Annotated in this window: 16 protein-coding genes; 12 read left to right on the top strand and 4 right to left on the bottom strand. The window is 55.1% G+C overall.

Features of this window, described 5'->3' with window-relative positions; genetic code table 11:
• The first annotated feature begins 25 nt into the window (after positions 1–25).
• The 6 genes from ttdA (at position 26) to ACLJRE_RS03280 (ending at position 5798) form a co-directional block, all read left to right on the top strand.
• Entirely contained in the window at positions 26–925 is a 900-nt protein-coding gene (ttdA, locus tag ACLJRE_RS03305; RefSeq protein ID WP_023207399.1) for a L(+)-tartrate dehydratase subunit alpha, read from the top strand.
• On the top strand, positions 925–1542 hold the full coding sequence (gene ttdB / locus ACLJRE_RS03300; protein ID WP_000162405.1) for a L(+)-tartrate dehydratase subunit beta: 618 nt from the start codon (positions 925–927) through the stop codon (positions 1540–1542). The genes ttdA and ttdB overlap by 1 nt, the downstream gene beginning before the upstream one ends.
• A gap of 156 nt (positions 1543–1698) precedes the next feature.
• A complete protein-coding gene (locus tag ACLJRE_RS03295; RefSeq protein WP_023207397.1) occupies positions 1699–1941 on the top strand; it encodes an oxaloacetate decarboxylase subunit gamma in 243 nt (80 codons plus the stop codon).
• A gap of 16 nt (positions 1942–1957) precedes the next feature.
• A complete protein-coding gene (gene oadA, locus ACLJRE_RS03290) occupies positions 1958–3733 on the top strand; it encodes a sodium-extruding oxaloacetate decarboxylase subunit alpha (protein WP_053296621.1) in 1776 nt (591 codons plus the stop codon).
• Positions 3734–3745: 12 nt separating this feature from the next.
• A complete protein-coding gene (locus tag ACLJRE_RS03285) occupies positions 3746–5047 on the top strand; it encodes an oxalacetate decarboxylase subunit beta (protein WP_000444883.1) in 1302 nt (433 codons plus the stop codon).
• 19 nt (positions 5048–5066) lie between these two features.
• Positions 5067–5798 carry a triphosphoribosyl-dephospho-CoA synthase gene (locus ACLJRE_RS03280; RefSeq protein ID WP_023212289.1) on the top strand — a complete coding sequence of 244 codons (732 nt, stop codon included), beginning with the start codon at positions 5067–5069 and terminating at the stop codon, positions 5796–5798.
• 33 nt (positions 5799–5831) lie between these two features.
• Here the strand turns inward: ACLJRE_RS03280 and degS are convergent, their stop codons facing one another.
• The 3 genes from degS to zapG form a co-directional block, all read right to left on the bottom strand.
• Entirely contained in the window at positions 5832–6902 is a 1071-nt protein-coding gene (degS, locus tag ACLJRE_RS03275) for an outer membrane-stress sensor serine endopeptidase DegS (protein WP_000497705.1), read from the bottom strand.
• 92 nt (positions 6903–6994) lie between these two features.
• Positions 6995–8362: a serine endoprotease DegQ gene (degQ, locus tag ACLJRE_RS03270; RefSeq protein WP_023212288.1), complete on the bottom strand. Its 1368-nt coding sequence runs from the start codon at positions 8360–8362 to the stop codon at positions 6995–6997.
• A gap of 156 nt (positions 8363–8518) precedes the next feature.
• Positions 8519–8917, bottom strand: coding sequence for a Z-ring associated protein ZapG (zapG, locus tag ACLJRE_RS03265; protein WP_001519074.1), 399 nt, complete (start codon positions 8915–8917; stop codon positions 8519–8521).
• Positions 8918–9109: 192 nt separating this feature from the next.
• Here zapG and zapE point away from each other — a divergent pair, with 192 nt between their 5' ends.
• The 3 genes from zapE (at position 9110) to rpsI (ending at position 11372) form a co-directional block, all read left to right on the top strand.
• Complete coding sequence (gene zapE, locus ACLJRE_RS03260; RefSeq protein ID WP_023212287.1) at positions 9110–10234, top strand: cell division protein ZapE; 1125 nt, start codon at positions 9110–9112, stop codon at positions 10232–10234.
• A 301-nt stretch (positions 10235–10535) separates the two neighbouring features.
• Positions 10536–10964 (top strand): 50S ribosomal protein L13, encoded by a 429-nt coding sequence (gene rplM, locus ACLJRE_RS03255; protein WP_000847559.1) that lies wholly within the window; start codon positions 10536–10538, stop codon positions 10962–10964.
• A 15-nt stretch (positions 10965–10979) separates the two neighbouring features.
• Complete coding sequence (rpsI, locus tag ACLJRE_RS03250) at positions 10980–11372, top strand: 30S ribosomal protein S9 (protein ID WP_000829815.1); 393 nt, start codon at positions 10980–10982, stop codon at positions 11370–11372.
• A 26-nt stretch (positions 11373–11398) separates the two neighbouring features.
• Here rpsI and ACLJRE_RS03245 read toward each other — a convergent pair whose 3' ends face one another.
• Positions 11399–11572, bottom strand: a complete 174-nt coding sequence (locus ACLJRE_RS03245) for a hypothetical protein (RefSeq protein ID WP_001518027.1) — start codon at positions 11570–11572, stop codon at positions 11399–11401.
• A gap of 114 nt (positions 11573–11686) precedes the next feature.
• Between ACLJRE_RS03245 and sspA the strand changes: the two genes are divergently transcribed.
• The 3 genes from sspA (at position 11687) to nanR (ending at position 13731) form a co-directional block, all read left to right on the top strand.
• Complete coding sequence (gene sspA, locus ACLJRE_RS03240) at positions 11687–12325, top strand: stringent starvation protein SspA (protein ID WP_000257298.1); 639 nt, start codon at positions 11687–11689, stop codon at positions 12323–12325.
• A gap of 5 nt (positions 12326–12330) precedes the next feature.
• Entirely contained in the window at positions 12331–12831 is a 501-nt protein-coding gene (gene sspB / locus ACLJRE_RS03235; RefSeq protein ID WP_000366112.1) for a ClpXP protease specificity-enhancing factor, read from the top strand.
• A 108-nt stretch (positions 12832–12939) separates the two neighbouring features.
• The gene (nanR, locus tag ACLJRE_RS03230; RefSeq protein ID WP_000382923.1) at positions 12940–13731 is read left to right on the top strand and encodes a transcriptional regulator NanR; all 792 of its coding nucleotides are present in this window, start codon (positions 12940–12942) and stop codon (positions 13729–13731) included.
• Positions 13732–13801 lie beyond the last annotated feature (70 nt).

The following is a 13801-nucleotide window of genomic DNA, read 5'->3' as shown; positions in this document are numbered from 1 at the left end:
AAGCTGTTCTGACTAAGGAGCATTTATGAGCAAAAGTGAACAGATATCCCATATGACCGACGTTATGGCCAAGTTTGTGGGATATACCGGCAAAGTTTTGCCTGATGATGTCACTGCAAAACTGGAAGATTTGCATAAGAAAGAGACCAGTAAACTGGCCGACGTCATCTTTACTACCATGATTGAGAACCAGCGTCTGGCGAAAGAGCTGGATCGACCTTCCTGCCAGGACACCGGTGTCATTCAGTTTCTGGTGGAGTGCGGGACGAACTTTCCGCTGATTGGCGAGCTGGAAGCGTTGTTGCGTGAGGCGGTGATCAAAGCAACTGTAGATTCTCCGCTGCGCCACAACAGCGTAGAAACTTTTGATGAATACAACACCGGTAAAAACGTGGGTAAAGGTACGCCGACGGTCTTCTGGGAAATCGCTCCCAATTCCGATCAGTGCAGCATTTATACCTATATGGCGGGCGGTGGTTGTTCTCTGCCGGGGAAAGCGATGGTGCTGATGCCGGGGGCAGGCTATGAAGGTGTGACCCGCTTTGTACTGGATGTGATGACCAGCTACGGCCTCAACGCGTGTCCGCCGCTGCTGGTTGGCGTGGGCGTAGCGACCTCTGTTGAAACGGCGGCACTGCTATCGAAAAAAGCGCTGATGCGTCCGATCGGTTCGCATAACGAGAATGAGCGTGCAGCCTCGCTGGAAAAAATGCTGGAAGACGGCATTAACAAAATTGGCCTGGGGCCGCAGGGGATGTCCGGTAATACCTCCGTTATGGGCGTGAACATTGAAAACACCGCGCGTCATCCTTCTACCATCGGCGTGGCGGTAAACGTCGGCTGCTGGTCGCACCGTAAAGGGCATATCGTTTTCGATAAAGATTTGAATTACACCATTACGTCTCACAGCGGAGTGAATTTCTGATGACTAAAAAAATCCTGACTACGCCAATTAAAGATGAAGATTTAGCGGATATTAAGGCTGGCGATATTATTTATCTCAACGGTCATATTGTTACCTGCCGTGACGTAGCCCATCGCCGTTTAATTGAAGGTGGTCGCGAACTTCCGGTAGATGTTCGCGGCGGCGCTATTTTACACGCTGGCCCAATTGTCCGCCCAATTAAAGGCGAAGACGATAAGTTTGAAATGGTCTCCGTTGGACCAACCACCAGCATGCGTATGGAGAAATTCGAAAAAGAATTTATTGCGCAGACCGGCGTGAAATTAATTGTGGGTAAAGGCGGTATGGGTAAAGGTACCGAAGAGGGCTGTGCTGAACACAAAGCGCTGCACTGCGTATTCCCTGCCGGTTGTGCGGTTGTAGCCGCCGTGTGCGTGGAAGAAATTGAAGATGCCCAATGGCGCGATCTGGGGATGCCGGAAACGCTGTGGGTCTGCCGGGTTAAAGAGTTTGGCCCGCTGATTGTTTCTATTGATACCCATGGGAATAATCTGTTTGAACAGAACAAAATTATTTTTAATCAGCGTAAAGAGATCGTCGCTGATGAAATATGCCAGAACGTAAGTTTCATCAAATAAACCTGATTACGTAAATTGCACGATAATGGTGGCAATACGTTATGACGATAATAATAACCAAGGGCTCTGGCCGGGGGCGGCTCAGGGAAATCCACCCTTATTATTTCATCGTCATAAATAGCACCATTATCGTGCCTCCTGCCTGAAGGCTATTTTATGACTGATGCAGCTCTGCTATTAGGTGAAGGCTTCACCCTGATGTTCCTCGGCATGGGGTTCGTGCTGGCGTTTCTGTTCCTGCTGATTTTCGCCATCCGCGGCATGTCTGCCGTGATTACTCGCTTCTTCCCGGAACCCGTCGCAGCGCCCGCACCGCGCGCCGTTCCCGCCGTGGACGACTTCACCCGCTTAAAGCCGGTGATTGCCGCCGCCATTCACCATCACCGCCTTAACGCTTAATTTCCCGGAGGGATCCATGACCATTGCCATTACCGACGTCGTCCTGCGTGACGCCCACCAGTCCCTTTTCGCCACCCGCCTGCGCCTTGACGATATGCTGCCGATTGCCGCTCAGCTCGACGACGTGGGCTACGGCTCGCTGGAGTGCTGGGGCGGCGCCACCTTTGACGCCTGCATCCGCTTTCTCGGCGAAGACCCGTGGCTGCGCCTGCGCGAGCTCAAAAAAGCCATGCCCAAAACCCCGCTGCAGATGCTGCTGCGCGGCCAGAACCTGCTCGGTTATCGCCATTACGCCGATGACGTGGTGGAACGCTTCGTCGAACGCGCGGTGAAAAACGGCATGGACGTGTTCCGCGTCTTCGATGCCATGAACGACCCGCGCAATATGAAGGCGGCGCTCAGCGCGGTACGCAGCCACGGCGCGCACGCCCAGGGCACACTCTCCTACACCACCAGCCCGGCCCACACCCTGCAGACCTGGCTGGATTTAACCGAACAGCTGCTGGAAACCGGCGTCGACTCGATTGCCATCAAGGATATGTCCGGCATCCTGACGCCGATGGCCGCCTTTGAGCTGGTCAGTGAAATCAAAAAACGTTTTGAGGTGCGCCTGCACCTGCACTGTCACGCCACCACCGGGATGGCGGAGATGGCCCTGCTGAAGGCTATCGAGGCGGGCGTTGACGGCGTCGACACGGCGATTTCCTCCATGAGCGCCACCTACGGCCACCCGGCCACCGAGGCGCTGGTTGCCACGCTTGCCGGCACAAAATATGACACCGGGCTGGATATCCTGAAGCTGGAAAGCATCGCGGCGTACTTCCGCGAGGTGCGCAAAAAATACCACGCCTTTGAAGGCCAGCTGAAGGGCTACGACAGCCGCATTCTGGTGGCGCAGGTACCGGGCGGGATGCTGACCAACCTCGAAAGCCAGCTGAAGCAGCAGAATGCGGCGGACAAGCTGGACCAGGTGCTGGCGGAAATCCCCCGCGTGCGCGAGGACCTCGGTTTTATCCCGCTGGTGACCCCCACCTCGCAGATTGTCGGCACCCAGGCGGTGCTCAACGTCCTGACCGGCGAACGCTACAAAACCATTGCCAAAGAAACGGCGGGCATTCTGAAAGGCGAATACGGCCACACCCCGGTGCCGGTTAACGCCGCGTTACAGGCCCGCGTGCTGGAAGGGGCAGCCCCGGTGACCTGCCGTCCGGCGGATTTACTCAAACCGGAACTGGCTGAACTGGAAGCGGACGTCAGGCGCCAGGCGCAGGAGAAGGGCATCCAGCTTGCGGGAAACGCCATCGACGACGTGCTCACCGTGGCGCTGTTCCCGCAACCCGGCCTCAAATTCCTTGAGAACCGCCACAACCCGGCGGCGTTTGAGCCGGTGCCGCAGGCGGAAGCCGCGCAGCCTGCCGCTGCCCCGGCAAAAGCCGCAGCTTCCGGTATCTACACCGTGGAAGTGGAAGGCAAAGCCTTTGTGGTGAAGGTCAGCGACGGCGGCGATATCAGCCAGCTCACTGCGGCTGAACCGGCGGCCTCTTCCGCACCGGTTCAGGCCGCCGCCCCCGCAGGCGCAGGCACCCCGGTCACCGCCCCGCTGGCGGGGAATATCTGGAAGGTGATTGCCACCGAGGGCCAGACGGTGGCCGAAGGCGATGTGCTGCTGATTCTGGAGGCCATGAAGATGGAAACCGAAATCCGCGCCGCGCAGGCCGGGACGGTACGCGGTATCGCGGTGAAGTCCGGGGACGCGGTCTCTGTGGGCGACACCCTGATGACGCTGGCGTAACGGAGAACTGAAATGGAAAGTCTGAACGCCCTGCTTCAGGGCATGGGGCTGATGCACCTTGGCGCAGGCCAGGCCATCATGCTGCTGGTCAGCCTGCTGCTGCTGTGGCTGGCGATTGCGAAAAAGTTCGAGCCGTTACTGCTGCTGCCGATTGGCTTCGGCGGCCTGCTCTCCAATATCCCGGAAGCGGGCATGGCGCTGACCGCGCTGGAGAGCCTGCTGGCGCATCACGACGCCGGGCAGCTGGCGGTGATTGCCGCGAAGCTGAACTGCGCGCCGGACGTGCACGCCATTAAAGAGGCATTAGCGCTGGCGCTGCCGTCGGTGCAGAGCCAGATGGAGAACCTGGCGGTGGACATGGGCTATACGCCGGGGGTGCTGGCGCTGTTCTACAAAGTGGCGATTGGCTCCGGCGTCGCGCCGCTGGTCATCTTTATGGGCGTGGGGGCGATGACCGACTTCGGCCCGCTGCTGGCGAATCCGCGCACCCTGCTGCTCGGCGCGGCGGCGCAGTTCGGTATCTTCGCCACCGTGCTGGGGGCGCTGACGCTGAACTACTTCGGCCTTATCAGCTTCACCCTGCCGCAGGCGGCGGCCATCGGCATTATCGGCGGCGCGGACGGCCCGACGGCGATTTATCTGTCGGGCAAGCTGGCGCCGGAGCTGCTGGGGGCCATCGCGGTGGCGGCGTACTCGTATATGGCGCTGGTGCCGTTAATCCAGCCGCCGATTATGAAGGCGCTGACCACGGAGACGGAGCGGAAAATCCGCATGGTGCAGCTGCGCACCGTCAGCAAGCGGGAAAAAATCCTCTTCCCGGTGGTGCTGCTCATGCTGGTGGCCCTGCTGCTGCCGGACGCCGCGCCGCTGCTGGGGATGTTCTGCTTTGGCAACCTGATGCGCGAAAGTGGCGTGGTGGAGCGTCTGAGCGACACGGTACAGAACGGGCTGATTAATATCGTCACCATTTTCCTGGGGCTTTCCGTTGGCGCCAAGCTGGTGGCGGACAAGTTCCTGCAGCCGCAGACGCTGGGCATTCTGCTGCTGGGGGTGATTGCCTTTGGTATCGGGACGGCGGCCGGGGTGCTGATGGCGAAGCTGCTGAACCTGTGCAGTAAGAACAAAATCAACCCGCTTATCGGTTCGGCGGGGGTGTCGGCGGTGCCGATGGCTGCACGGGTGTCGAACAAAGTGGGGCTGGAATCGGACCCGCAGAACTTCCTGCTGATGCACGCGATGGGCCCGAACGTGGCCGGGGTGATTGGCTCGGCCATTGCGGCGGGCGTGATGCTCAAGTACGTGCTGGCGATGTAATCCAATCTAATCGGGAGCAGTGATTCTGCTCCCGCAAAATGAGGACACAGTAATGAGTGAAATGGTTGCGTTTCGGCAAGGTACATCCATGCCATCCAGAGAAACCATCTTGCATTATGTTGTTGAGACGGTGAATCAGATAACTGAGCTTGAGCCAGCGCTGCATTTGCTGCCGTGGTCTGGCGTCAACTCAGCAATATATGAGCAACGTTTTGCACGGTGTTACGACGAGGGGCTTTGTGCCGCACAGACGTCGGCACCGAATGTTCCGCAGGGGATTCTGCCATCGACCGATTGGGCTCAGGGTATCGGGTTACTCTGTTTTGCCGCAGGGTATATGAGCGCAGGCGAGCGGCCATTAACACACAATCAGTTATGCGATTTCGTCAAACAGGCGGCTGTTGGTTTATCGCCGATTGAGGGGGAGGCGGCGAGCGGTTTCTCGACGGTACGTAGTATTGCATTACCCGTATTCAGGCGATTACAACGCGATGGTCACGCGTCTCGGATCCTGCTGTTACAAACGTTGCTGCATCTGGTTGCCTGGAAAAGCGCATCGCAGTATGCGCGTCAACAGGCGCAACGACTGCTCTGGATGGGCGGCATTCTGGGGGAAGGAGGCGAGTCTGGCTTATTGGCACTCGATAAGGCGCTGCGTGAAGAGGCCGTCGGGGAGAAAAGTCTCCCCGCTCTGCTGATTTTCACGAGTTTCCTGGCACATTTTCCGGCAGGGCCAGTCTTTATTGACTAGCCGTCGAACGACGCGGGCAAAAGCCGCGTCGTTTTAGTTCGACGCCGGGTATTCCTGCACCGTCACCTGGAACGTGAGCTGCTTATCATCCCGCATTACCACGACCGGAATGACGGAGCCCGGACGGATTTCCGCCACCTGATCCATCGTCTCCAGTGCGGACACAGCGGGTTTATTATTGACCGAAATAATCAAATCATTAACCTGAATACCGGCAAGCGCGGCGGGGCCGTTTGGCGTCACTTCATTAACGACAATGCCCTGAATCGGGTCCATGCCGCTACCCTGCTGCGCGTGCAGCGGTGCGATTTCTCGTCCGCCAATACCGATATAGCCGCGAATCACGCGACCGTCGCGGATAAGCTTATCCATAATTTTCGTGGCTAGCTGGAAGGGAATCGCAAAACCAAGGCCTTCCGGCGTTTCGCCATCGTTACTCTTATCAAAAGAGAGGGTGTTGATCCCCATCAGTTCGCCTAACGAGTTGACCAGCGCGCCGCCGGAATTACCGTGGTTAATCGAGGCGTCGGTCTGGAGAAAATTCTGTCGCCCCGTCGGGTTCAGGCCGATACGACCCGTTGCGCTGATGATCCCCTGGGTGATGGTCTGTCCCAGATTATATGGGTTGCCGATAGCCAGTACGACGTCGCCAATATGCGGTGTACGCTTTGTATTAATCGGGATGGTAGGTAGCCCGCCAGTGGCGTTGATCTTCAGCACCGCCAGATCGGTAAGCGAATCGGAGCCAACCAGTAGCGCTTCAAAGACGCGGCCATCCTGTAGCGCGACGATAATCTGATCGGCATCGTTAATCACGTGCTTGTTGGTAATAATATAACCGCGTTGATCCATGATCACGCCGGAACCCAGCGTGCGGATCTCCAGTTGATTATGCGCGGTACTGTTCATACTGCGGTTATAGACATTGACGACGGCAGGCGCGGCGCGGCGAACCGCAAAATTATAACTGGCTGGCGTCTCATCGGTACTGTCGAATTGCGGGACGGCGATAGGATTAATTTTGCGCAAAGAAGGCATGACGGCCAACAGAATAGCGCCGACAATTAAACCTATTGCGACCGAACGTAAGAGCTTCACAAACATGATGGAGGCGTCGTTAAAAAAGGGAACGGCAGCAGCATACCATGAGTTAACCGGACATCACATCGCAGGCTGATGCCCGGTTTAAGACAGGATTAGCGCAGCAATAGATAAATGTTCTCGTTGCCGCGTACTACCTGAAGAGCAATGATGGACGGTTTTGCCGCCATCACTTTGCGCATTTCGGCGATAGAACTGATACGATCGCGGTTAACGCCGATGATAACATCATCTTTTTGCAAACCGGCCTGCGCGGCAGGACTGCTTTTTTCGACGCTATCAACCTTAACGCCTTTCGTCCCGTCTTTCAGCTGGCCGTCGCTCAACGTCGCGCCTTGCAACGCCGGGGCGATCATTTCGGCGCTGGCGGAAGAAGAGGTATTGGAATCCAGCGTGACTTCCACCTCCAGCGGCTTACCATCGCGCAGCAGGCCCAGCTTCACTTTCGTGCCCGGTTCGGTGGTGGCGATACGTGAACGCAGTTCGGCAAAGCTATTCAGCGGCTTACCGTTAAGACTGATAATCACGTCTCCGGATTTCACCCCGGCCTTCGCCGAACCTGAATTGGGTAAAACCTCGCTGACAAAAGCGCCACGCTGAACGTTCAGTTTGAATGCCTTAGCGATATCAGCGGTCATTTCAGTGCCTTTAATTCCCAGCAATCCGCGTTTGATTTCGCCGAACTGAATCAACTGCTGCGCCAGCGTCTGCGCCATATTGGAAGGAATAGCAAAGCCAATGCCAATACTCCCGCCACCTGGCGCGAGGATCGCGGTATTAATCCCGATCAGCTCGCCGTTCAGGTTAAGCAGCGCGCCGCCGGAGTTGCCGCGGTTAATAGAGGCATCGGTTTGAATAAAGTTCTCAAGCCCTTCCAGATTAAGCCCGCTGCGTCCCAGCGCTGAAATAATCCCGGAGGTGGCGGTTTGCCCAAGACCAAACGGATTACCGACCGCCACGGCGAAATCGCCGACGCGGAGTTTGTCGGAATCGGCGATGGCAATTTGCGTTAACTTGCTGGGATTCTGAATTTGTAACAGAGCGATATCGCTCTGGTCGTCGCCGCCGATCAGCTTCGCGTCGAATTCGCGTCCGTCATTCAGTTGAATGCTGATCTTTTGTGCCTGATTAATCACATGATTATTGGTTAATACATAGCCTTTCGCGGCATCGATAATCACCCCCGAACCGAGTCCTTCAAACGGCTGGGACGGCTGGTCTGGCAGATCCTCGCCAAAGAATTTTTTAAACTCCTCCGGCACTTTTTGGCTCTGGGCGGCGGTTCCCTCGACTTTTACGCTGACGACAGCAGGCAGCACTTTCTCCAGCATAGGGGCAAGGCTTGGCAGCGTCGCCTGGCCTGGCACCTGGCCTGGTATCGATGCAAGGGCTGGAAACGGCCCCGAAAGAGTTAACCCGACACTTAACGCTAATGCACTTAACAGCTGGGTGTGTTTTTTCATGGATGCTGCTCTCGTACCTTGGATGAACGGATAGACAATTCAAAACAGATTGATGTTATTGAATTTTCAGCTTGGTAACAATGATAATAGCTGGGACAGGAAAGATAGAGAGAGGGCGCAAGCGATGCGCCCGATAAATTTCTTAACGGCGTGCGATTAATCGCGCTTTGCGCCGCTACGTAACAGGCCAGACGCGCCTTCAGAATAATCACGTGGCATTTGCACTGGCGCCTGATCGTTGCTCGCCTCAGACTCCGCCAGACGGTTACGGAACGGATTCGACTCCGCAGACATTTCCGGCAGCAGGCTGCTGGAGCTTTTCGCCATATGCTGATACAGCTGGCGGTAATCATGCGCCATGGTATCCAGCAGTTCCGCGCTGCGGGCAAAGTGGCTAACCAGCTCTTCACGGTACTCTTCCAGCTCAGCTTTGTTTTTTTCCAGTTCGTACTGCAATGCCTGCTGTTGACGTAACTTACGATTACCAAAACGCATGGCCACGGCACCAATGATGATACCGACGACTAATCCAATTAGCGCATATTCCCAGGTCATGAACATCTCCCGTTGTCTTATGTTTCCGTAGGGTGTTGGCTCCAGGCTCCATGCCCGCGCCTGATTATGCCACTATAACCGCTAATTCCGTAGAAGTGGAATCCCGACAGCATATCGCGTAGTGTAGAACGGCCTTTTTTTCGTCAGCCGTGAACGACGGCACATCGATTTTCAAGGAATAACAATAACATTATGCAAAGCCTTTCCCCTACATCGCGTTATCTCCAGGCACTCAACGAAGGCACCCATCAGCCTGACGACGTACAGAAAGAGGCGGTCGACCGTCTGGAAACCCTTTATCAAGCGCTCACCGCGAAAAAATCGTCGGCTACGCCACCCGGCGGACTGATAGCGCGACTGGGGAAATTATTAGGCAAAAACGAACCGGACGCGCAAATACCGGTTCGCGGGCTGTATATGTGGGGGGGCGTGGGGCGCGGCAAAACATGGCTCATGGATCTCTTCTACCACAGCCTGCCGGGCGAGCGAAAACTACGCCTGCATTTTCATCGGTTTATGCTGCGCGTGCATGAAGAACTTACTGCGCTACAGGGACAGATCGATCCGTTAGACATTATTGCCGATCGGTTTAAAACCGAGACGGACGTACTGTGTTTCGATGAGTTTTTCGTCACCGATATTACCGACGCCATGCTGCTGGGCGGTTTAATGAAGGCGCTGTTTGCACGCGGCATTACGCTGGTCGCGACCTCCAATATTCCGCCGGATGAACTCTACCGCAACGGTTTGCAACGCGCCCGCTTCCTGCCGGCTATCGATGCCATTAAACAGCACTGCGATATTATGAATGTGGACGCCGGCGTCGATTACCGACTGCGGACGCTGACGCAGGCCCATTTATGGCTAACGCCGCTTAATGATGAAACCCGGCGGCAAATGGATAAACTGTGGCTGGCGTTAGCAGGGGCCGCGCGCGCGCGCGCTCCGACGCTGGAAATCAATCATCGCCCTTTATCCACCCTGGGCGTTGAAAACCAAACGCTAGCGGTCTCTTTCGCTACGCTGTGCGTCGAGGCCCGCAGCCAGCATGATTACATTGCGCTCTCAAGGTTATTTCACACGGTTCTGCTGTTTGACGTGCCGGTCATGACGCCGCTGATGGAGAACGAAGCGCGCCGCTTTATTGCGCTGGTGGATGAGTTTTACGAGCGCCACGTTAAGCTGGTGGTCAGCGCCGCCGCGCCGTTATATGAAATTTATCAGGGGGAGCGGCTCAAGTTTGAATTTCAGCGCTGTCTGTCACGCTTGCAAGAGATGCAGAGTGCGGAGTACCTCAAGCGGGAGCATATGCCGTAAGCCGGACAAGCGCAGCGCCCCGGCATTATGCGGTATTATATCTGTGCAACCTCCCCGACCGAGGGTGAACCAGGCCTGAACAAAACCCGCGGCAAATCGCAAAAAGGGGTCGATCTTTGACCTGGACTTCTCTATAATCCTGCGACCCCACGTTACAAGAGAGTTTTTTCCCAAACTTTCTCTGTGCCGGCCAAACATATCCGAGGGGGTAGGTTTACCGGACTTTGTCGTGTGAACCTCAACTATTTAAAACGTTTGGGTGTTCACCAACGTGTAACTTATTTATTTGGGTAAGCTTTTAATGAAAACTTTTACAGCTAAACCAGAAACCGTAAAACGCGACTGGTATGTTGTTGACGCGACCGGTAAAACTCTGGGCCGTCTGGCTACTGAACTGGCTCGTCGCCTGCGCGGTAAGCACAAAGCGGAATACACTCCGCACGTAGATACCGGTGATTACATCATCGTTCTGAACGCTGACAAAGTTGCTGTAACCGGCAACAAGCGTACTGACAAAGTGTACTATCACCACACCGGCCACATCGGTGGTATCAAACAAGCGACCTTTGAAGAGATGATTGCCCGCCGTCCTGAGCGTGTGATTGAAATCGCGGTTAAAGGCATGCTGCCAAAAGGCCCGCTGGGTCGTGCTATGTTCCGTAAACTGAAAGTTTACGCGGGCAACGAGCACAACCACGCGGCACAGCAACCGCAAGTTCTTGACATCTAATCGGGATTATAGGCAATGGCTGAAAATCAATACTACGGCACTGGTCGCCGCAAAAGTTCCGCAGCTCGCGTGTTCATCAAACCGGGCAACGGTAAAATCGTTATCAACCAACGTTCTCTGGAACAGTACTTCGGTCGTGAAACTGCCCGCATGGTAGTTCGTCAGCCGCTGGAACTGGTCGATATGGTTGAGAAACTGGATCTGTACATCACTGTTAAAGGTGGTGGTATCTCTGGTCAGGCTGGTGCGATCCGTCACGGTATCACCCGCGCTCTGATGGAGTACGACGAGTCCCTGCGTGGCGAACTGCGTAAAGCTGGCTTCGTTACTCGTGACGCTCGTCAGGTTGAACGTAAGAAAGTCGGCCTGCGTAAAGCACGTCGTCGTCCGCAGTTCTCCAAACGTTAATGGGTTTCTGCTTCGGCAGACAACTGTTAGCGAAAAAACCCGCTTCGGCGGGTTTTTTTATGGGCAATGCATTTATCTGTCACAATGAAATGCGGATTGTTGTCTCTTTTTCCCCAATTCCAGAATCGACTCACCACAAAGGTCACAAAATCTGGTAAACTATCATCCAATTTTCTGCCCAAATAGCGGGGAATGTTCATTTTTTGTCTCGTTTCTGAGCAATGATGGCTTTTTTCGCCCTGGGTGACATAACATCTGGCTGGTCACATTGTGGCTGGTAGCAGTAAAAATTCTGAATATACCTGGAGGTTTTCATGGCTGTCGCTGCCAACAAACGTTCGGTAATGACGCTGTTTTCTGGTCCTACTGACATCTATAGCCATCAGGTCCGCATTGTGTTGGCTGAAAAGGGTGTTAGTTTTGAGATCGAACATGTGGAAAAGGACAATCCACCTCAGGATCTGATTGACCTCAACCCGAATCAAAGCGTTCCGACACTGGTGGATCGTGAGCTGACCCTGTGGGAATCTCGCATCATTATGGAATATCTGGATGAGCGTTTCCCTCATCCGCCGCTGATGCCGGTTTATCCGGTCGCGCGCGGTGAAAGCCGTCTGTACATGCACCGTATTGAAAAAGACTGGTATACGCTGATGAACGTCATCGTAAACGGGTCTGCTTCCGAGGCCGACTCTGCGCGTAAACAACTGCGTGAAGAGCTGCTGGCGATTGCGCCGGTATTTGGTCAGAAACCGTATTTCCTGAGCGACGAATTCAGCCTGGTTGATTGCTACCTGGCGCCTCTCCTGTGGCGTTTACCGCAGTTGGGTATCGAATTCAGCGGCGCAGGGGCGAAAGAGCTGAAAGGCTATATGACCCGCGTCTTTGAACGTGATTCTTTCCTGGCTTCTTTAACCGAAGCTGAACGTGAAATGCGCCTCGGTCGGGGTTAACCTGTATGGATTTGTCACAGTTGACGCCGCGTCGTCCTTATCTGTTGCGTGCTTTCTACGAGTGGTTGCTGGATAACCAGTTGACTCCGCATCTGGTGGTGGATGTGATGCTGCCTGGCGTGCATGTCCCTATGGAATATGCGCGTGATGGGCAAATCGTCCTCAATATTGCGCCGCGGGCGGTAGGTAATCTGGAGCTGTCTAATGATGAAGTGCGTTTTAATGCGCGCTTCGGCGGCGTTCCCCGTCAGGTTTCTGTGCCTTTGGCTGCGGTGCTGGCGATTTACGCCCGTGAAAACGGCGCAGGCACCATGTTTGAGCCTGAAGCCGCCTATGATGAAGACGTTGTCAGCTTAAATGATGATGACAATACCGCAGGCGCGGAAAGCGAGACCGTGATGTCCGTCATTGATGGCGATAAGCCCGACCACGATGACGACAGTAGTCCTGATGACGAGCCGCCTCCGCCGCGTGGCGGACGTCCGGCGCTACGCGTAGTAAAATAATCAACAGGCCCGGAAGGGCCTGTTTTGTTTGGTCTCCTCGCGGGTTCACCCTGCTTTTGAAGCTGTGTTACGATAAGCTTGCTATTATTTGCCACCGACCACTCATGAATGGACGTTATGAACGCATTTGATTCGCAAGCAGAAGATTCACCGACATCCCTCGGGCGTAGTTTGCGCCGCCGTCCGCTGGCGCGTAAAAAACTGTCTGAAATGGTTGAGGAAGAGCTGGAGCAGATGATCCGCCGTCATGAGTTTGGCGAGGGAGAACAGCTACCGTCTGAACGTGAATTAATGGCCTTCTTCAATGTGGGACGTCCCTCTGTGCGTGAAGCGTTAGCTGCGCTGAAGCGTAAAGGCCTGGTGCAAATCAATAACGGCGAACGCGCCCGCGTCTCGCGCCCCTCTGCTGATACCATCATCAGCGAACTGTCGGGTATGGCGAAAGATTTTCTTACTCATCCTGGCGGCATCGCTCACTTTGAACAGCTACGGCTTTTCTTTGAATCCAGCCTGGTACGCTATGCGGCGGAACATGCCACCGACGAGCAGATCGCGTTGTTAACGAAAGCACTGGAAATTAATAGCCAGTCGCTGGATGACAACGCGCTGTTTATTCGTTCGGATGTCGAGTTTCACCGGGTGCTGGCTGAAATTCCCGGCAATCCGATCTTTATGGCTATTCATGTTGCTCTGCTGGACTGGCTAATCGCCGCTCGCCCAAGCGTTCCCGATCGTGAGCTGCATGAACATAATAACTTGAGTTATCAACAGCATATTGTGATTGTTGATGCCATTCGCCAGCGAGATCCCGATAAAGCGGATCGCGCTCTGCAAACCCACCTCAATAGCGTTTCCGCTACCTGGCACGCGCTCGGTAAAAAAAGTCAAAAAATGCGGTAGCGATCGCACCTCCGATCCCGGTTTAGTGAAGCAGATCGCACTATAAGCGTTCTGTATTATTTGCTGCTTA

Source organism: Salmonella sp. SAL04157 (assembly GCF_046551635.1).
Taxonomy (GTDB): Bacteria; Pseudomonadota; Gammaproteobacteria; order Enterobacterales; family Enterobacteriaceae; genus Salmonella; species Salmonella enterica.
The sequence above is the reverse complement of the archived record's forward strand: the minus strand, read 5'-3'. Positions and strand labels throughout refer to the sequence as shown.

Coding starts and splice junctions, on each gene's coding strand:
- ACLJRE_RS03295 (WP_023207397.1), top strand. CDS start 1,699: ATGACTGATGCAGCTCTGCTATTAGGTGAAGGCTTCACCCTGATGTTC.
- degS (WP_000497705.1), bottom strand. CDS start 6,902: ATGTTTGTGAAGCTCTTACGTTCGGTCGCAATAGGTTTAATTGTCGGC.
- sspB (WP_000366112.1), top strand. CDS start 12,331: ATGGATTTGTCACAGTTGACGCCGCGTCGTCCTTATCTGTTGCGTGCT.
- rpsI (WP_000829815.1), top strand. CDS start 10,980: ATGGCTGAAAATCAATACTACGGCACTGGTCGCCGCAAAAGTTCCGCA.
- sspA (WP_000257298.1), top strand. CDS start 11,687: ATGGCTGTCGCTGCCAACAAACGTTCGGTAATGACGCTGTTTTCTGGT.
- zapG (WP_001519074.1), bottom strand. CDS start 8,917: ATGACCTGGGAATATGCGCTAATTGGATTAGTCGTCGGTATCATCATT.
- ttdB (WP_000162405.1), top strand. CDS start 925: ATGACTAAAAAAATCCTGACTACGCCAATTAAAGATGAAGATTTAGCG.
- rplM (WP_000847559.1), top strand. CDS start 10,536: ATGAAAACTTTTACAGCTAAACCAGAAACCGTAAAACGCGACTGGTAT.
- ACLJRE_RS03285 (WP_000444883.1), top strand. CDS start 3,746: ATGGAAAGTCTGAACGCCCTGCTTCAGGGCATGGGGCTGATGCACCTT.
- ACLJRE_RS03245 (WP_001518027.1), bottom strand. CDS start 11,572: ATGAACATTCCCCGCTATTTGGGCAGAAAATTGGATGATAGTTTACCA.
- nanR (WP_000382923.1), top strand. CDS start 12,940: ATGGACGTTATGAACGCATTTGATTCGCAAGCAGAAGATTCACCGACA.
- degQ (WP_023212288.1), bottom strand. CDS start 8,362: ATGAAAAAACACACCCAGCTGTTAAGTGCATTAGCGTTAAGTGTCGGG.
- ttdA (WP_023207399.1), top strand. CDS start 26: ATGAGCAAAAGTGAACAGATATCCCATATGACCGACGTTATGGCCAAG.
- zapE (WP_023212287.1), top strand. CDS start 9,110: ATGCAAAGCCTTTCCCCTACATCGCGTTATCTCCAGGCACTCAACGAA.
- oadA (WP_053296621.1), top strand. CDS start 1,958: ATGACCATTGCCATTACCGACGTCGTCCTGCGTGACGCCCACCAGTCC.